At 70.5% G+C, this 15,893-nt stretch carries 21 protein-coding genes and 1 tRNA gene; 4 read left to right on the top strand and 18 right to left on the bottom strand.

The features are described 5' to 3' along the window. Positions 1 to 186 precede the first annotated feature (186 nt). The 14 genes from OG780_RS19350 to OG780_RS19285 all read right to left on the bottom strand — a co-directional run bounded on the left by OG780_RS19350 (position 187) and on the right by OG780_RS19285 (position 7,884). Positions 187 to 2,337, bottom strand: a complete 2,151-nt coding sequence (locus OG780_RS19350) for a cell division protein FtsK (RefSeq protein WP_328449862.1) — start codon at positions 2,335 to 2,337, stop codon at positions 187 to 189. Between the two features lie 95 nt (positions 2,338 to 2,432). Then, on the bottom strand, positions 2,433 to 2,609 hold the full coding sequence (locus tag OG780_RS19345; protein ID WP_328449860.1) for a hypothetical protein: 177 nt from the start codon (positions 2,607 to 2,609) through the stop codon (positions 2,433 to 2,435). Between the two features lies 1 nt (position 2,610). Further along, complete coding sequence (locus OG780_RS19340; protein ID WP_328449858.1) at positions 2,611 to 2,823, bottom strand: hypothetical protein; 213 nt, start codon at positions 2,821 to 2,823, stop codon at positions 2,611 to 2,613. 76 nt (positions 2,824 to 2,899) lie between these two features. Then, positions 2,900 to 3,331, bottom strand: coding sequence for an HNH endonuclease signature motif containing protein (locus OG780_RS19335; protein WP_328449856.1), 432 nt, complete (start codon positions 3,329 to 3,331; stop codon positions 2,900 to 2,902). A 1-nt stretch (position 3,332) separates the two neighbouring features. Then, positions 3,333 to 3,518: a hypothetical protein gene (locus OG780_RS19330; RefSeq protein ID WP_328449854.1), complete on the bottom strand. Its 186-nt coding sequence runs from the start codon at positions 3,516 to 3,518 to the stop codon at positions 3,333 to 3,335. Positions 3,519 to 3,537: 19 nt separating this feature from the next. Continuing rightward, positions 3,538 to 3,939: a hypothetical protein gene (locus OG780_RS19325; protein ID WP_328449852.1), complete on the bottom strand. Its 402-nt coding sequence runs from the start codon at positions 3,937 to 3,939 to the stop codon at positions 3,538 to 3,540. Beyond that, positions 3,936 to 4,109 (bottom strand): hypothetical protein, encoded by a 174-nt coding sequence (locus OG780_RS19320; protein WP_328449850.1) that lies wholly within the window; start codon positions 4,107 to 4,109, stop codon positions 3,936 to 3,938. Before OG780_RS19320 ends, OG780_RS19325 begins: the two co-directional genes overlap by 4 nt. A gap of 5 nt (positions 4,110 to 4,114) precedes the next feature. Continuing rightward, entirely contained in the window at positions 4,115 to 5,413 is a 1,299-nt protein-coding gene (locus OG780_RS19315; RefSeq protein WP_328449848.1) for a hypothetical protein, read from the bottom strand. Next, the gene (locus tag OG780_RS19310) at positions 5,410 to 5,664 is read right to left on the bottom strand and encodes a hypothetical protein (RefSeq protein WP_328449846.1); all 255 of its coding nucleotides are present in this window, start codon (positions 5,662 to 5,664) and stop codon (positions 5,410 to 5,412) included. Before OG780_RS19310 ends, OG780_RS19315 begins: the two co-directional genes overlap by 4 nt. 193 nt (positions 5,665 to 5,857) lie before the next feature. Further along, positions 5,858 to 6,229 (bottom strand): DUF6907 domain-containing protein, encoded by a 372-nt coding sequence (locus tag OG780_RS19305; RefSeq protein WP_328449844.1) that lies wholly within the window; start codon positions 6,227 to 6,229, stop codon positions 5,858 to 5,860. Beyond that, on the bottom strand, positions 6,226 to 6,441 hold the full coding sequence (locus tag OG780_RS19300) for a hypothetical protein (RefSeq protein WP_328449842.1): 216 nt from the start codon (positions 6,439 to 6,441) through the stop codon (positions 6,226 to 6,228). The genes OG780_RS19305 and OG780_RS19300 overlap by 4 nt, the downstream gene beginning before the upstream one ends. Next, positions 6,438 to 6,614, bottom strand: a complete 177-nt coding sequence (locus tag OG780_RS19295) for a hypothetical protein (RefSeq protein ID WP_328449840.1) — start codon at positions 6,612 to 6,614, stop codon at positions 6,438 to 6,440. The genes OG780_RS19300 and OG780_RS19295 overlap by 4 nt, the downstream gene beginning before the upstream one ends. Continuing rightward, positions 6,607 to 7,308: a DUF6907 domain-containing protein gene (locus OG780_RS19290; protein WP_328449838.1), complete on the bottom strand. Its 702-nt coding sequence runs from the start codon at positions 7,306 to 7,308 to the stop codon at positions 6,607 to 6,609. Before OG780_RS19290 ends, OG780_RS19295 begins: the two co-directional genes overlap by 8 nt. A gap of 108 nt (positions 7,309 to 7,416) precedes the next feature. Then, complete coding sequence (locus OG780_RS19285; RefSeq protein WP_328449836.1) at positions 7,417 to 7,884, bottom strand: hypothetical protein; 468 nt, start codon at positions 7,882 to 7,884, stop codon at positions 7,417 to 7,419. A gap of 255 nt (positions 7,885 to 8,139) precedes the next feature. Between OG780_RS19285 and OG780_RS19280 the strand changes: the two genes are divergently transcribed. The 4 genes from OG780_RS19280 (at position 8,140) to OG780_RS19265 (ending at position 12,335) form a co-directional block, all read left to right on the top strand. Then, positions 8,140 to 8,239: transfer RNA gene (locus OG780_RS19280), tRNA-Pro, on the top strand. A 647-nt stretch (positions 8,240 to 8,886) separates the two neighbouring features. Continuing rightward, the gene (locus OG780_RS19275) at positions 8,887 to 9,297 is read left to right on the top strand and encodes a hypothetical protein (RefSeq protein WP_328449834.1); all 411 of its coding nucleotides are present in this window, start codon (positions 8,887 to 8,889) and stop codon (positions 9,295 to 9,297) included. A gap of 75 nt (positions 9,298 to 9,372) precedes the next feature. Next, on the top strand, positions 9,373 to 10,047 hold the full coding sequence (locus tag OG780_RS19270) for an ABC transporter ATP-binding protein (RefSeq protein ID WP_328449832.1): 675 nt from the start codon (positions 9,373 to 9,375) through the stop codon (positions 10,045 to 10,047). Beyond that, entirely contained in the window at positions 10,044 to 12,335 is a 2,292-nt protein-coding gene (locus OG780_RS19265; RefSeq protein ID WP_328449830.1) for an FtsX-like permease family protein, read from the top strand. Before OG780_RS19270 ends, OG780_RS19265 begins: the two co-directional genes overlap by 4 nt. A 346-nt stretch (positions 12,336 to 12,681) precedes the next feature. Here OG780_RS19265 and OG780_RS19260 read toward each other — a convergent pair whose 3' ends face one another. The 4 genes from OG780_RS19260 to OG780_RS19245 all read right to left on the bottom strand — a co-directional run bounded on the left by OG780_RS19260 (position 12,682) and on the right by OG780_RS19245 (position 15,604). Beyond that, positions 12,682 to 13,422 (bottom strand): beta-ketoacyl-[acyl-carrier-protein] synthase family protein, encoded by a 741-nt coding sequence (locus OG780_RS19260; protein ID WP_328449828.1) that lies wholly within the window; start codon positions 13,420 to 13,422, stop codon positions 12,682 to 12,684. Positions 13,423 to 13,705: 283 nt separating this feature from the next. Then, entirely contained in the window at positions 13,706 to 14,902 is a 1,197-nt protein-coding gene (locus OG780_RS19255; protein ID WP_328458244.1) for an acyl-CoA dehydrogenase, read from the bottom strand. Continuing rightward, positions 14,903 to 15,052 (bottom strand): hypothetical protein, encoded by a 150-nt coding sequence (locus OG780_RS19250; RefSeq protein ID WP_328449826.1) that lies wholly within the window; start codon positions 15,050 to 15,052, stop codon positions 14,903 to 14,905. Between the two features lie 201 nt (positions 15,053 to 15,253). Next, positions 15,254 to 15,604, bottom strand: coding sequence for a hypothetical protein (locus OG780_RS19245; RefSeq protein ID WP_328449825.1), 351 nt, complete (start codon positions 15,602 to 15,604; stop codon positions 15,254 to 15,256). Positions 15,605 to 15,893: the final 289 nt, after the last annotated feature.

Here is a 15,893-nt window from a genome sequence, read left to right as displayed (position 1 = left end):
GTCCTTTCGGAAGTGGGGAGGGAGGCAAGGAAGGGGAGTCGAAAGCGGCGATACCCGGGGTTCGGGGCCGCTCGCGAACTGCCTCCCTTGCCTCCCTCGGTGGGCATATGTGCAGGTCACGTACAGGGAGGCAGCGGAGGGAGGCGGGTAGGGAGAACTCCCCGAGATCCCGCTGCCTCCCTCCGGTCAGATCTCGTCGTCGGTGTCGTCCGGCAAGGTCTCTTCGCGGTCGGCGATGGCGTCGAAGATGCGTTGCCGGCTGACGTGCATCACGCCGACCGTCTTGTACTCGCCGTGCCCGCAGTCGTTGAGGACGCGCGCCAGGTCCCGGGGCGACCAGCCGCCGTACTCGGCCGGATTGTGGTCGATCAGCCGGTGCAGCACGTCCTGTGTCCGCATCCGCGGCGCCTGGCCAAGGACGGTGAGGATGTCGGCGAGGTGGTCGGCCGGCTCGAACGCGGGTGTCTCCGGGGCGGCGGTTCCCTCGTACAGAGCCATCGCCCGCTCGACGACCGGCGTGACCTCGTCAATGCCCTTCTCGGGCTCTCGGGCGACGTAATGGCAGCGGATGACTTCGAACGGCTTCTTGCTGAAGCCGGTGGTCACGGCGGTACCGATGTCCTCGCCCGAGATCAGCGTGGTGGCAGTGATACCCACCCGATGCTTTCCCGTTCCCAGCAGGCCATCGTTGGCGACGTGGTCGCCGACCGCGAACGCCACGTTGTTGCCGGTGTTGCGGGTGACGTCCTTCGGGATGCTGTCGGCGGTCGGGGACACGGTCGTGAAGATCAGCGTGATCCCGCACTTCCGCGCCTTTTTGATCACCTTGATGGCCAGTTCACCGGCCTCTTTGCCGTACTCCTTATGCATGAACAGCTCGTGCACCTCGTCGAACACGACGACCTTGGGCCGCATCCGAGGGTCCTTCAGCGCGAGTTCGCGGTTCAGCTTGGTGGCCTCGCCGCCGAGTTCCTCCAGTAGTTGCCCGCGCAGGCTGACCTCGTCGGCAAGGCGGCGCAGCGCGTCGAACGCGGCCTTGATCTGCTCGTCGTCGTCACCCTTGACGAACACCTTCAGCCTCGGCTTGAGCGGGTCGTAGTCGACGTTGTACGCCATCACGTACACCTCGGCGATGACGAGCGGGTCGAGGATCGCTCCGAGCAGCAGGGCGACCACCAGGGACGTCTTGCCGTTCCCCATGATGCCGCCGACCAGGTAGTTCTTGCCCATAAGCTGACCGATGATGGGCTCTCCGCGCTGCGAGACGGCGACGGGCACGCCCTTGAAGTAGTCCACGGTTCCCTCGGTGAGCAGTGGCCACGGCGGCACCGGCCCGGACAGGGAACCCTGGTCGGCGACCCACAGGTCGAGGGTGCCGGGCTGCTTCGGGGGCTCGGTTGGCCACACCTCGACGGGCTTACGGAGCAGGTTGTGGGCCAGCACCTTCTTCTTCCCGTTGATCATTTCAACGGTGACGCCCATCGGAAGCTGAACTTGCGTGTGGTAGCCGTTCCCCGAGCGGGTCGTGGGCGACACCCAGCGCGGCACCCAGCCGTCCTTGATGGCCTTGTTGAGCGGGGCGATGCCGAGGTTGCCCAGCGCCCGCAGGATGGCGCCCTCATCAGGGACGACGTCGCGCTGCTCCGGGTCGACAGGCAGGGCCCACACGGGCGCCGTCTGCCGGTGCCGGCCGACAGCCCACACCCCAGCCAGGGCGAGCCAGGGCAAGGCTGTGAGCAGCGGATCCCACACGATCCCGGCGATGAGCGCGACCCATGCGATCAGCTCGACCACGGTGTTCATCGGGGTCAGCACGTCGTGCACGTCGTGGTTCGCCAACGCCAGCATGATGCCGATCATCAGCAGGATGCCCGCCCCGCCGGCTGCGCCCATGGCCACGGCCTTGGGGGCGTTGATGGCCAGCTGCAGCAGCTCCATCCGGCGGCGGTGGCGGGACTGCCGGAAGATGTACGCGCGCTGCTCCCAGTCGCGGGCGACGTCCTCCTGCCCGGCCGCTTCGGCGGCGCGCATCATCCGCTCGTGCCGGGCGGTGGTGCGGGAGTCCCAGGCGCGGCGGGTCAGAAGGCGGGTGCCGCCGACGATGTACGCGCCGTGCCGGACGGTGAAGCGGTAGGCGGGGTTCGTGCGGGTCTCGACGACGACGCGGCGCAGGGAGTCGATGCGCACCCTGCGCCTGACCTGCGGCTTGCTCTCGGATGCCGGGGCAGGAGTAGCAGGCGGCGGTGCCGGTACGGGCTCCTGCTCGGGCGCCAACTTGAGGATGGACACCTTGGGTTCGGCGTGCCCGTTGACGCGCTCGGGTGCGGTCTCGGTCATGCTGGTCTCCGGGTTTCGTGACGTATTTCGTGACGGGACTACAGGGCCCGGGGACGGCGGTCTGCTTGGCGGCGGGATGCCGTCCCCGGGGCTAGCTACTTCTTGCGCTTGCCGTTCTCGCGCTCCTGCGCCTTCTCGCTGATGCGGTCGACGCGGGCCTCCAGGCGCTTGACGGGCTTGCCGCGGGCTTTACGGCGCTCGATGCGGATCCCGAGACCGATGACCTTGAGGATCTCGGTGGCGCTGTGCGGGTCCTTGTTGGTGAACGCCATGTCAGGCCTCCGGGGTGATGTCGTCGGTGCTGGTCATGGCGGCGGCGATGGCGGCGTGACTACTGGCCACCTGCGCCCACAGTCCGCCGGCGGCGGCGAGCGGTACGGCGATGGCTCGGGCGTCACCGCGGGCCGCACGCTCGGCGTCGCGGGCGAGGGTGGCGGCCCGGGTGTTGGCGGCGTCCGCCATGCTCAGTCGCTGCTCTCGGGTCACGGGTTCCTCCTGGTCACGGGCCGGACTGTTCCGGCTCCCCTCACCGCCCGTCACACCCGGGCGGATCGGGCAGCCGTCAGGCCGACTTGCTGGCAGCTCGCTTGTCCCTGCGGGCCCGGTTGTGGCAGGTGCGGCACTCCCGTTTGCCGTTCTTGATTCGGGTGCTGGCCGCGGTGTAGGCGTGCCCCTGGGGGCAGCGCGTCCGCTTCACCTGGTCCGCGACGTGGTTCACGCCGCGCAGGGTGTTCTCCCGCGGCGTCACGGCTTCCAGGTGATCCGGGCGGACGCAGTGTCGGACCCGGCAGAGATGGTCCAACGAGAGGCCGGCGGGGATTTCACCGACGAGCGCGAGGTATGCGAAGCGGTGAGCAGGGATGTTCCTGCCGGCCCAGTAGAACTTGCCGTATCCGTAGGAGTTCCGGCCAGCCGTCCACGCGAGGCAGCTGGTGGGTTCGATGGCGACCTTGGCCCAGAAGCGGGCGACGTCCTTTTCGGCGATGTCGACCATGTCAGCGGTGCAGGCCGATGCGGGCGAGGACGGTGCACACCTCGGGGTACGACGTCTTCAGTCCGGTCGATGCGGCGAGCGCGGCGACGTCGGCGGCGCGGACGTGACCGTGCTGGCGCTTGATGCCGCGGGCGATCCGGGCGATGTACGTCTTGCGCTCGCGGGCGGCACGGGAACGAACACTCATGGGGGTAAGTCCTTCCTGGTCAGCGGCGCTTTTTGGTGGGCTGGATCTTGGAGGCGGCCCATCCGGCGGCAAGGATCACGGCGCCCAGGGAGAGGCCGATCATGGGGAGGTTGGCGGAGACGGTGCCGATGATCCCGATGAGCGTTCCGCCGACGAGGACGACGACCGCGCAGATGGCGGCCGTGCAGACGACGACCACGGCGAGGATCAGGAACGTGATGATGATCAGCCGCTGCAGGGCGGGGTCCATGCCCTGCTGGACGGGTGCCTGGACAACGACCGGGGCCGGCGGCTGGCCGATGGTGAAGTGGACGGGGCGGCCCTGCTGGTCGTAGAGGACGTTCGGCGGGCGGTGGTGGGCGGCCGGCTCGATGTACTGCCGGTACGCCTCGGGCAGGTTGGAAGGGTCGGGCTGGTTCATCGGACACGCCTCCGCAGACGGGGCAGGGTTACGCGGACCGCGAGGCCGAGGCCGAAGGCGACGAGGACGGGCTTGGACAGGAGCGCCGCGGTCGCGGTGACGACCAGGGCGAGGAGCGGCGGGAAGGCGATCAGGAGCCCAAGCAGGGCACCGAGGAGAAGCCACTTCATGACCACTACCGCCCTTCCGGCGTGACCACTTGGCGGCGCAGATCGGTCGCCTCGCGGCGGCTGAGTCCGAACTCGTCCTGCAGCTGGGCGATGGTCACGCGGCGCCCGGCAGTCGATGACCGGTCGCGGTCGAGGCGCTGTGCCCTTTTCAGCAGCTCACCCGGGGTGAGGGCGATCACCTGAGTGACCACCTCGCGGGGTGCCTGTACGGGTACGGCGGCGGTCACCTTCGGGGCGTCGTCACTCTGGAGGCCGGTACCGGTGCTGGCGTCCTTCCAGTGCCAGGGCACCGACTCGGGGATGACCACCTCCGGGTTGGTGACCAGGCGTCCGCGGATGTGGTCCCACCGGTAGAGCGGCGGGCCCGAGTTGATGACGGGCCGGGCCGTGAGCGGCAGCAGGCGGACACCGGGCGGGACGACCGGCGGCCGCGCGGGAGGCAGCTCCTTCCGCTCCTCCGGAATCTGCTCGACGGTCACCTCGACGGCGTCCTCCCACGGCGAGGCGAGGTCGATGGTGGCGAGGGATGCGGCGTGGCGGCGGGCGGCCAGTAGGTCGAGGAGCTTCGCCCGCTGCTCCGCGCTCGCGCCGGCCTGCGCCTTGCCCACCGCCACCGACAGGCGACGGGACAGCCGGGCACGGCCGCGGCCCTGGGGCGGGGTGTCGGCGAGCTTGGCGGCCAGGCCTACCGCCTTCACGGTCCATCGGTCCCGGGAGATCTGCTCGGCGCTCCGGTCGCGGACGGCGAGACCGAGCCGGGACAGCAGCCGCTCCCGCAGCTCCCGGGCCAGCAGCGCGGGCAGGCTGCCCGAGTCGGCGCCGGGCTTGGCGTGCCGCAGCTCGATACCCATCGCCAGGTGCCACAACAGGGCTGCCATGACCGGGCCGACGACGGCGCGGACGGTGCCGCCAACGATGCCGGACTCGGCGTATGCCGGGATGACCTGCACTCCGGTGATGAACCAGACCAGCAGGCCCGGAGTGCCCGGGGCGCCGGCGGTGCGCAGGTTCTGGCGGGCCATCAGCGCGCAGGAGAACAGAGCCAGCTCGGCGGCGAGGAACATCACGGAGCGTTCCTGGACGGCGGTCATGCCAAGGCGGTCGCGGGCGAATCCCCACGAGGTGTCACCGCTGTACGCGGTGCAGACGAGGGCGCCGATCGCGGCGACGAGGACGGCGGCCGGCGGCCGGGTGGTGGTCTTGCGGACGACGCGGGCGGCGAGCGTGACGGCGACGAGGAGGAGCACCGTGGCGCCGACGACGGCCGTCGGGTGGGCGTGTGCCCACATCAGGAGGGAGCTCATCGCTTCCCGTCCTCTCGGAAGGTGGCGTAGTCGCCGGGCGGATAGACGTAGTTGGAGAGGGCGCCTTCGGCGGCCACCGCGGCGGCGCCGAGACCAGCGATCACCGCGGCGGTTCCGGTGTGGCCGTGCTCGGCGGCGGCGTGCGCAGCCACGGAGGCGACCTGGGTGGCGCGGCGAGCGGAGGCGGGCGAGCCGTCGGCGGTGTTCATCGCCCCGTACAAGGCGTCACGGGCGCGGTCACGGAGACTCACGGCTTCACCACCCCGGGGGCTGCGGCCCGCACCACTCGATGCGAGGCCAGGCACATGCCCTCCCGGTCACGGCGGTCGACTGCTTCGACCAGCGCGGCCATCAGGGCGGGAACAGCGGGGAGACGACGCGGACTGCGGTCGCAGGCCCTCAACGCGGCGTGCTCCGTCGGACGGGGGATGGGCCAACGGGCGCTCACGCGAGGTCACCTCGCAGGCGGATCGCCTCGGCGGCGACCTTCTCCATCCGGCCGGCGGCCGTCCGCAGCACACCGGCCAGATGCGAGACCTCCTCGGCCTCGAAGTCGCCGTGCAGGTCGAGGACGACGGACACCCGCGGGACGAGCTCGGCGAACGGCGCCCACGTGATCCACACCCGCATCAGCGACTGGAAGCCGTGGGAGTACGTGTCGGCCGCGGCCTTCACCCGCACCGAGTTGTGCGCGATGTCGTTCCGGCCGATCTGCCCGTCGGGCTGCCAGCCGTGGCCGATGCACCAGGCGGGGCAGTCGAAGGTGACCGGCCCGTGGTCCATCGTGTTCAGCGTGACCGTGCGAGGGGCGCTCACTGTCCCTCACCCCGCTCGGCGTCGAGGGCGGCGAGCAGGGACCGGATCCGGTAGTTGAGGCCGGTCGCGGCCTTCAGCATCGCGGTGTGGTCGTGGATGTTGGCGACGGCGACCTTGTCGAGGTACTCGCGGGTGAGCTTCAGCTCATCGTCGAGGGGCGCCGGGAACGGAGGCTCTTCGTCGGGGCCGTGCAGCGGGTTGTAGGCGGTCATTGCTGCTCCTCGGTGGTGGCCTGGTCGATGACCTTGAGGGCGGCGCGCATCGTGGCGCGCAGCTCACCGATCCGGCCGGCGAGGTCACGGACGTAGGTGGTGGGCTGGCCCGGCTGGCCCAGAGCCTCCGTGAGGAGACTCCGGACCAGCGCCAGCGCTTCGTCCTCACGCACGGCGGGCACCGGCGGCGTACTCGGCGAGCAGGCGGCGGGCCTCGCTGTCACGCAGCTGCTGCCGGGTGGCGCGGCCGACGCGGAACTCCATCGCGCCCGGCTCCCCGAACAGTTCCGCCCCGTTGCCGTCGGCCTCGGTGACCGTCACCCCGAACGCCTTCAGCAGGCGGTCGATGGGCATGGCCTCGATGTCACTGCTCTGGACCGAGGCCCCCAACCGCACACGGCGCAGCGCCTCGTCCATGTCCGGATCCGAGTCGCCCGTCACCTGGTTGGCGAGGCGGCAGGTACGGGCCTGGTGCCGCAGCTGGGCGGCGAACCCGACGACCTCGTCGGCCAGGCGCTCCGCCATCTCCGGGGTGAGGTGCGAGTACGAGTTCCCGCCGGCGTCCTGCACGGTGATGTGCGCGGCCTTGAACTCCGGCTCCGTCGCCACCGGGTCGCTCTCGACGGTGGCGTGCATCTGGATCGGATAGGCGCCGTACCCGAAGGTGGGGACGTACACGGCGGCGATGTCGCCGCGGTGCATGACGTCCTCGATGTCGCGGACGGGCTCGTCGACGTGGTCCTCGGTGCACCAGGTCGGGCACTCGATGTAGACGGTCACGGACGTGGCGTTGGTGCGGCCGACGGTGGCCGGCATCAGGCGATAGCCGGGCTTGACGGTGGGCGTTGCGGCTACGGTGCTGTTCACGGTCGTTCTCCCTGTTGAGTAGGGGTTCGGCCACAGGCCCCGGCGGGAAGGTCAGAGCTCCCGCCGGGGCCGTCCGCTTCTGCGGAGGCCGTGGAACGGTGGAGAGGGTCAGGCGGTGAGGGCCGGGACGTCGACGCGCTCGACCTTCAAGGACGGCGCGGACTGCTTCATCGGCACCGGGCCGAGGCCGAGGCGCTCGTAGGTGGCGCGGATCGCGTCGAGGTCGGCGGTCTGCCGGCTGGACGGGGTCCGGGAGACGAGCCATCCGCCGTACAGGCCGGCCGGGAGGCGGTCGAGGAGCTTGCGGGTCTTGCGCTTGGCGCGGTCCGCGGTGCGGGCCTGGTCGGCGGCAGCCGCGTACTCGGCGGCGGCGGTCTCGATGGCCTCGACCTCCGGCAGCTCGTCGGCGCTGTACGTGTCCGTCGGGTCCGGGGCGGTCTCCGTCTCGATGGTCTCCAGCTGCTGCGCCTCGACGAGGGCGGCCGGAGTGACGATCGAACGGACCGCGTCGGCGACGACGCCGATCAGGCCGCGGACAGTGCGGGCGGTACGAGGGGACGTGAGAAGCTGAAACACGCGGGGCTCCTGGTTGCTCAGGTAGTGCCGTAGGCCCCTTCTCGGTGTTGGTAGCACCGGGTTGGGGCCGCTTGCGTAAGCGGTGTCGCTTACTCGAATCGTAGAGGGTCGCGATGGGTCGCGCAAGTACGTGGAGCCACTTGCTCGAACCGTTCGCATGCCAAGGACCCCTCGCGGCCGAGGGGTCGGGGGTGGGTAGTTGCGTTGCTAGTTGCGGTTCGCCCTCGGTCGCACACGGACGCGGAGGGGAAATATGCCGTCTGACCAGCGATTATGACCGGTGGCGATCCATGCCGACCAGCCGTCACGGAAACTCGTAATGCGTAGGTCTCGGGTTCGAATCCCGAAGGCGGCTCTGTGGAAGCCTCAGGACTCACTCGCCGTGACCTGGGGCTTTTGCTTTTGCCGGATGCGGCGGCGGGCGCGGGCGCGAGCCGCGCGGCGGTCTCCGGTCTCCGTTCCAGTCTCAGTCACGCGCTCCGCGCAGGTTCCGGGGCGCGGGTACGAAGGTGTCTCCCGTGCGGCGCGGGTCCTTCCCGGACACGAGCGGCTCTTGACGTAGCGCGTCGGACTGATCCGGGTGTGCCGCAGGATTTCCGTGATCGTCGACAGGTCCGCCCCCAGCGCGTCCAGGATCGTGCCCTTCGGGCTGTCCCGTACGGCCCGGCGGCCACAATGCTGTCCCTCGCTCCGTCGGCTGCCGCAGCCGATCCGTCGTCGACCACGGTCCAGGCCACTCCCTGTTCGGCGACGACCGGGCAACTGGTGACCTCCCGCAAGTGAGCCCGGCTCCCCGGCCGCTGGACGCGCGTGAGGGTGCCACGGGCCCGTGGCACCCTCACGCGCGTTCACAGAGAGCGCGCCCATCGGCGCCGTCGGAATCCAGCCAAAGCAGCAAGGTGTCGCTTAATTCAACTTCGGTCGTGATTACTCCCGTTACGATCATCGACGGCCCTGGAAGCATCATGACCAACCAGGGTGAACAACCAAACGGGAGAAAAAATGCGCAAGTTGGCAGTCGGCGTGCTCGCCGGCGGAATCTTCGCCCTGAGCGCCGGGACCGCGATGGCGGTCTCGTGGCACGACATTCCGACGCTCACCACGGGGGGCGCAAGCTTCAAGGACGGCCAGTACGCGTTCTGGCCGTCCGGGCAGAACCACGGTGCCTTCGAGTGGAAGGGCAACCTCAAGGACACCGACAACGGCGACGGGCACAACGTCTACATCCAGGTGCGGGTCGAGGGCTACGACTGGAGCCGGTACAACGGCAAGCAGAGGACGTCCGTCCCCCTCGACAAGCTGAACTGGGACGGTGCCGCGCAGTACACCAGCAACGCGTACATACGCGTCTGCCGTGACAAGGGTTCGCTGAACCCTGACAACTGCTCGCCGACCAAGCACTACCAGAGGTAGTCGGCCGCTCAGGCAAGACCGCGGGTCCAGGACGTCTTCCTGGGCCCGCACGCTTCTTTGGGGGAAGCCAACAGCATGTCAGAAATACTTGTCGCCACGGGAGTCGACCTCTCCTACGGCAATCAGCCGGCCGTTCTCGACGCCCATCTCTCGGTGTCCGTCGGGGAAGTCGTGGCGATCACCGGACAGAGCGGTTCCGGAAAGTCCTCGCTGCTCTACTGCCTCGCCGGGGTTCTGCCCGCCGCGCGCGGTCAGGTGCGGTTCGAAGGGCGGGCGCTCGGCGGTCTCGGCGACGACGAGATCAGCACGCTCCGTCGGGAACGGTTCGGATTCGTCTTCCAGTACGGCGAGTTGCTGCCGGAACTCACCGTCGAGGAGAACACCGCCCTGCCTCTGCGCCTGGCCGGACAGCGCAAGGGCCCCGCACTCGCGGCGGCCGGCGAGGTGCTCGAACGCCTCGGGCTCGGCGAGCTGCGCGAGCGCCGTCCCGGGCAGGTGTCCGGTGGGCAGTGCCAGCGTGTCGCGGTCGCGCGTGCCTTGGTGCACCGGCCGGCGATCGTCTTCGCGGACGAGCCGACGGGGTCGCTCGACAGCGCCAACGCCTCCGCCGTGCTCAAGGAGTTCCTCGGCCTGGCCCGGTCGCAGGGCACCGCCGTGATTCTGGTGACGCACGACCCCGCCGTCGCGGCCCAGGCCGACACCCACTACACGATGGCCGACGGAGTCCTCAGCCCGCGGGGTGCGGTGTGAGGGAGTTCCTGCTCGGTCTGCGCCTGCTGTTCGGGGCGGGACGCGGCAACCGCATACGTTTCTACCTCATGGCCGTCGGCGGTTCGGTCGGGGTCTGCTGCCTCGCCCTCGTCCTCACCGTTCCGGCGATCCTCGACGCGCACGACGGCCGCGCCGCCGCCCGCCAGGCCATCACCTCCGCCAAGGGGCCGGCGAACGGCACCCTCGTCCTCCAGCGCGACGACGCCTACGGCTCCCGGTCCTTCACCCGGGTGTTCGTCGCCGAGGGCACCGGGGGCCCGCGGCAGGTGCCTCCCGGGCTGAGCGAACTCCCCTCTCCCGGTGAGGTGTTCGTCTCCCCGCGCGTGCACGACCTGCTGCGCTCCGCACCCGGCGTCAAAGGCCTGCTGCCCGGCCGCGAGGCGGGTGTGATCGGTCCGGCCGGACTCGCCCATCCCGACGAGCTCTACGCCTACGTCGGGACCGACCGGGCCACGCTGGCCCGTGAGGGGCGGACCCTGAAGGGGTTCGGCTACAGCTACGCGCCGTTCCCGGCCGTCGAGCCGTCCACTCTCACCGATGTGCGGTTCGCCCTGGCCACACTGGTCCTGCTGCCCCTGGTCATCTTCCTGTCGGTCTGCGCCCGGCTCTCCGCCGCCAGCCGGATGCGCCGCCTCGCGGCCCTGCGGCTGCTCGGCCTGAGCGTCAAGGGCACCCAGCGGGTGAACGCCGCCGAGACCGTCGTCGCGGCGCTGCTGGGCGCGGTGCTGGGACTCGGCGAGTACTGGGTGCTCAACCAGGTGATGGCACGGGCCGGTCTGCCGGGGCTGAGGTGGTATCCCGGTGACGGCGCCCTGTCCGCCGTCACGATCGCCGTCTGCCTGGTCGGCTGCCCGGTCCTCGCCTGGCTCGTCAGCCGCAGGAGCGCGCGGGACGCGACCGCCAACCCGCTCGCGGTGCGGCGCACGGCGGTACCGCGGCCCCCGTCGAAGTGGGTCGGCCTGCTGCTGCTCAGCGGCCTGGGCATCGTGTGCGGCTTCTGCGCCACGGGCCTGATGGGGCATCCCGCCTCCAGCCTCGGTGTCAACGCGCTGCTGGTGGTCGCCGGCGTCGTCCTGACCGGAGTCGGACTGGTGCTGACGCTGCCGCTGCTGTCGTACGCGCTGGCCAGACGAGTGGCGCGGACCACCGGGTCCCTGACGCTCAACCTGGCGATGCGGCGCAACGAGGCCGAGCCGGGCAGCACGATGCGCGTGGTCACCAGCCTCGTCCTGCTCGTCTACGTCGCCTCACTGGCCCAGGGTGTCCTCATCCAGTTGGAACAGGTCACCCGCCCGTCCGGCGCGGTACAGGACTACTCCCTGCCCCTGTCGGGACTCAGCACACGACAGCAGCGGGATCTCGACGAGGTGTCCGGGGTCCGGGCACACGCCCTTCTGATGAACTCCTGGGTCGACCTGAACACCAGTGAGCCCGGCGTCGTCCTCTCGTCGGCCACGGCCCTGGTGGGCACCTGCGCGGACCTGCGACGGATGACCGCGCACACCGACGGCTGTGTGGACGGCAAGGTGCTGCGCCTGGTGGACCCCAACTCGAGCGTGGGATCCGACATGCGGACCGGCACGTCCTTCCCGTTCCGCTTCCGTGACGGCGACGGGCGGGACAAGCGCCTGAACATCCCCGTGCCCGCGGGCCAGGTCGTCTACAGCGGGTACTCCGGTTCCGCCGTCGGCAGCGCCGAGCTCCTCGTCCCGCCGTCCGCCCTCCCCGCCGGCGCCCGCCCCCGCGACGCCGAGGTTCTCCTCGCCGGCGACTCCGACCCCGGACGGGTGCGTGCCGTCCTCGACGGGATCGCCGCCGTCGCCCCGATCGCCGAGATCGAGCTGGTCGGACTGAACATCCAGGGCCTGGAGCAGATCTCCGTGGTCGAGACCCTGCTCGCCCTGGGCATGATCATGGGTCTGGTCATCGGGGTGGCGGCCTTCCTCGTGTCCGTCACCGACCGGGCCGTCGAGCGCCGTGCCCAGGTCACCGCCGTGACGCTGATCGGCGCGCGGGCGAGAACCATGCGGGCCGTCCAGTGCGCCCAGGTCGTGCTGCCCCTGGGTCTCGGACTGGTCCTGGCCCTGGTCTCGGGCAAACTCGCCGAGTCCAGCTACCTGATCACCGGTGGCGGCGCGATCCGCTGGGACACGGACGGTGTGCCCCTGCTCGTGCTCGCCACGGTGGGTGTGGTGGCGATGGCCGCGGTGGGCTCACTGCCACTGGTGGGCCGCCGCATCGACCCGGAGCTGATCCGCCGGGACTGACGGGGGCGGCCCCGCGCGACCGACTCCGCTCCGGTGGTCTCCGGTCGCAAGGCCGCCGAAACGTTTGCCGAGGGGCTGTCCGGCCGTGGGCCGGGCGGCCCCTTCGCCGTACGGCCCTTTAGCTGTACGGCCTTTCGCTGTTGGGCGCACAGGGTTCGGGGCGCCGGCCCGCTGCCGCCTCGTGTCATGCCGCGGACACCCCCGCCGAGCTCACCCCCGACAGCGCCATCCGTTCCACCCGGCGCGCCTGGTCCAGGCCCCCGGCGTCGACGTAGGTGAAGGGGGTGACGGCGCACAGCCGCAGGCCGGTCCGGGCTCATGCCGTACGGGTCTTCCCGGTCCCGGCTCATGCCGTACGCGTCAGCACCAGGCTGACGTTGTGGCCGCCGAACCCGGCCGAGTTCTTCACCGCGACGTTCTGCTCGGGCCCCAGCTTGAGCGGGCTGCCGTGCACCACGTCGGCCGAGAGCCCCTCGTCGAGACGGGTGAAGTTGCGGGTCGGCGGCACCAGGCCGTGGTACAGGGAGAGGATCGTGGTGATCGACTCGATCGCGCCCGCCGCACCGAGGCTGTGCCCGGTCATCGACTTGTTCGCGGTCAGGGCCGGACCCCGCTCCGCGTCCCCGAACACGGCCTGCACCGCGCGCGCCTCGGACGCGTCGCCGGGGCCGGTCGCCGTGCCGTTGGCGTTGAAGAGCGCGACGTCCGCGGGGGTCACACCGGCGTCCGCGAGCGAGGTGCGGACGGCCGCGACGGTTCCGGTGCCGTTCGGCTCCGGCTGCACTATGTGGTACGCGTCCGACGAGATGCCCACCCCGGCGAGCTCGGCGTAGATCCGGGCGCCACGCTCGCGTGCGTGCCGCTCGGACTCCAGGACGAGGATGCCCGCGCCTTCGCCGAGGACCATCCCGTCACGGTCCGCGTCGTACGGGCGGCAGGCGGACGCCGGGTCGTCGGCCCGCTGCGACAGTGCCCGCATGAAGGGCCGGTCGGTCGCCAGCTCGGCGGCGGGGACGTCCGCCTCGGTGGCCACCGCTTCGAGGAGGACCCTCTTCACTTCGTCGATCGTCATGTCGGTGGTGCTCATCGCAGGTCGATACCTTCCGGTGTTCGGCAGTGAGGGAATGTCAGGCGGCGTTCGCCGCGTGGCCCCGGCGGGCCTCGCGCGCGCCGGGCGCGGCCATGCGCGTCCGGCGGATCGAGAAGAACTCGTCGGTGGCGTACTGGGAGTCGAGCTGGGCGAAGAGCCGATGGGCGGTCGCCGGGTCGAGGCCGCCGGACTCGTACTGGTGGACCTGCCGGCGGGCCAGCGCGGCCTGGAGCCACTCGCCGTCGGCGAAGAACTCGTCGAGGTGGTCCCGGTTGAACAGTCACACGCCGAGGGCCGCGACCTTGGCGTGCAGGGCGCTCAGTTCCTCCGCCACCCGGATCAGCCGCGGCGGGGTGGACTTGGCGGAGGCCGACGGCCGCGCGGGCAGCCCGGCGCTCCACCGCCGCACCTCGTCGACCCGCGCGAGCAGCGCGTCGAGTTCGTGGCGCAGTTCCTCGGCCCGGCCGCGCAGGTCGGCGAGCCGCTCCGCGTCACAGCCGGCGGACGGTGACACCTCCGCGAGGCGGGTGATCAGCGCGGGCAGGCCGGCGAACGTGGCGTCCCTGCCGCGCCCGAACACGCTCACCCGGTGCGGCTCGAAGAGGGGCAGTTCGGCCCGCAGGTCGTACAGCGCCCGCCAGTCCTCGTCCGGGGTGTGCCCATGTGCCTTGGCCAGGGCGGGCAGTTGGAGCGCGAGACTGTCCAGGCAGACCGGCTCGCTGCCGTCGAAGACGGACACGACGGCGCCGTCGCGGAGCATCTTCTGGAAGGTGCCCACGTGTTCGGCGGCGCGCATGAAGTACCGGGCGCCCAGCGTGCGGGTCAGCGCCTTGCTGTTGAAGTCGACCAGGCGGGCCACCCGCACCTTCGCCAGGTTCGCCCAGATGCTGAACTGCTCGGTGTACAGGTGCAGTCCGCGCATCGCGACGAGGCTCTCGCACTCCGCGACGAGCAGGCTCAGGTAGGCGTTGGCTAGGGATTCGGTGACGTACGGGATCTCGGTGGCGGGGCCGTCGTAGAGGACCCGCTCCGACAGGAACCCGGTCACCGTCCGCAGCATGGTGTCGCCCGTGCCGAGCGACAGGCCGGTGCAGAAGGTCCGGGTGATCAGGAGGCCGCGCAGGGCCAGTTCGAGCCCTTCGCCCTCGGCGCCGAGCCGGGCCGAGGCGTCCACCCGGGCGCCGTCGAAGGCGATTCCGCTGATGTCGCAGCCGCGCAGGCCGTAGGTGGGGACGCGGGGGACCCCGGTCACCTCGCCGGAGAGGATCTGCGACCGGTCCACGAGGAACATGGACTGCTGCCGCTTGGCCGGTGTGGTCTCGTCGCCGGTGGTTCCGAGCAGCACCACGTGGGTGGAGGTCCGGCCCCGGTTGATCGGCCACTTCTCGCCGGTCAGGACGTACTGTCCGCCGTCCGGGGTGGCGGTGAACCGGTTGGCGGCCAGGTCGGCGCCGTGTTCAGGCTCGGAGTAGGCCAGTCAGGGGACGACCCCGGTGCCCAGGATCGTGGCCGCGTGCTTCTCCTGCTGTTCGGCGTCCCCGCCGATCCAGGCGAGCATCATCCAGACCTGGGTGCTCTCGCTCACCGCGACGTTCATGCCCCGGCGGACGATCACCCTGGTCAGCATGAGGATGTCCTCGGCGGCCCGGAGATCCAGGGCTGATTCAAAGTCCTGGTGATCAAGCCCGTCGGCTGGTCAGAGGGCATCCAGGAGGTCGATCCTGGGAGAAGGATCGACTCATGGGGCGGAGGCCGGGCAGCGACTCAGCGGGCACATCCGCTGGGGGCTGACCCCATAATGCTTCGCAGCCCGGACCCGGTGCGGCCGTCAGTCCTCGGTCGGGGTGCCCTGGTGCTCGTGCCCGGTATCGAAGTAGTGGTCCAGATACGCTTCCTTGCCGAGGGGACTGTCGCGCAAGAGCGAGAAGACCTCGTCGCCGTCGTCCGGCCGTCCTGCCGTGGCCAGGCGATAGCACTGGGCCATCTCCAGGTAACGATGGCCGTTTTCCCCGGCATAGGTTCGTGCCTCGTCCTCGGCCCTGGCGATGGCCTGGTCCATCGAGACGGCCTGCCACAACGTCAGGCGCTCCTCGTACGGTGTGCCGTCCCAGGCATCCCACTGGAACACGCAGCGCACCGCATACCAGGACGTCTCGTCTGCCATGTCCGCGGCTGCCATGGTGATCTCCTTGAATGACACACCGCGATGGGCATGGCCGACCGGGTGCCCAAGACCTGGACAACCGACGATCCTCACCGCCGTGGCCCGTCCCTGCAAGCGAATACTTGCTGTTCAGGCGCCGTCTGCAGGGTCGCGAGGCGGCAGCACCTGCCCAGGGCCCGGGTGATCATGTGAAGCTGCAGGCAAGCGGCACGTGGCCCGTTGCCGGCAGACCGCCACGAAAGCAACGGAACTCCGGTTGGCCCAGGTGACCGCCAAGTCGCCCACGCCAGCCGGAGTTTCGATG

It is taken from the genome of Streptomyces sp. NBC_00386, assembly GCF_036063235.1.
Classification (GTDB): Bacteria; Actinomycetota; Actinomycetes; order Streptomycetales; family Streptomycetaceae; genus Streptomyces.
The sequence above is the reverse complement of the archived record's forward strand: the minus strand, read 5'-3'. Positions and strand labels throughout refer to the sequence as shown.

Excerpts from the sequence above, each read along its gene's own strand:
- OG780_RS19245 (WP_328449825.1), bottom strand. The coding sequence starts at position 15,604 with ATGGCAGCCGCGGACATGGCAGACGAGACGTCCTGGTATGCGGTGCGC.
- OG780_RS19335 (WP_328449856.1), bottom strand. The coding sequence starts at position 3,331 with ATGGTCGACATCGCCGAAAAGGACGTCGCCCGCTTCTGGGCCAAGGTC.
- OG780_RS19260 (WP_328449828.1), bottom strand. The coding sequence starts at position 13,422 with ATGAGCACCACCGACATGACGATCGACGAAGTGAAGAGGGTCCTCCTC.
- OG780_RS19300 (WP_328449842.1), bottom strand. The coding sequence starts at position 6,441 with ATGACCGCCTACAACCCGCTGCACGGCCCCGACGAAGAGCCTCCGTTC.
- OG780_RS19315 (WP_328449848.1), bottom strand. The coding sequence starts at position 5,413 with ATGAGCTCCCTCCTGATGTGGGCACACGCCCACCCGACGGCCGTCGTC.
- OG780_RS19275 (WP_328449834.1), top strand. The coding sequence starts at position 8,887 with ATGCGCAAGTTGGCAGTCGGCGTGCTCGCCGGCGGAATCTTCGCCCTG.
- OG780_RS19270 (WP_328449832.1), top strand. The coding sequence starts at position 9,373 with ATGTCAGAAATACTTGTCGCCACGGGAGTCGACCTCTCCTACGGCAAT.
- OG780_RS19345 (WP_328449860.1), bottom strand. The coding sequence starts at position 2,609 with ATGGCGTTCACCAACAAGGACCCGCACAGCGCCACCGAGATCCTCAAG.
- OG780_RS19250 (WP_328449826.1), bottom strand. The coding sequence starts at position 15,052 with ATGCTGACCAGGGTGATCGTCCGCCGGGGCATGAACGTCGCGGTGAGC.
- OG780_RS19330 (WP_328449854.1), bottom strand. The coding sequence starts at position 3,518 with ATGAGTGTTCGTTCCCGTGCCGCCCGCGAGCGCAAGACGTACATCGCC.
- OG780_RS19350 (WP_328449862.1), bottom strand. The coding sequence starts at position 2,337 with ATGACCGAGACCGCACCCGAGCGCGTCAACGGGCACGCCGAACCCAAG.
- OG780_RS19320 (WP_328449850.1), bottom strand. The coding sequence starts at position 4,109 with ATGAAGTGGCTTCTCCTCGGTGCCCTGCTTGGGCTCCTGATCGCCTTC.
- OG780_RS19325 (WP_328449852.1), bottom strand. The coding sequence starts at position 3,939 with ATGAACCAGCCCGACCCTTCCAACCTGCCCGAGGCGTACCGGCAGTAC.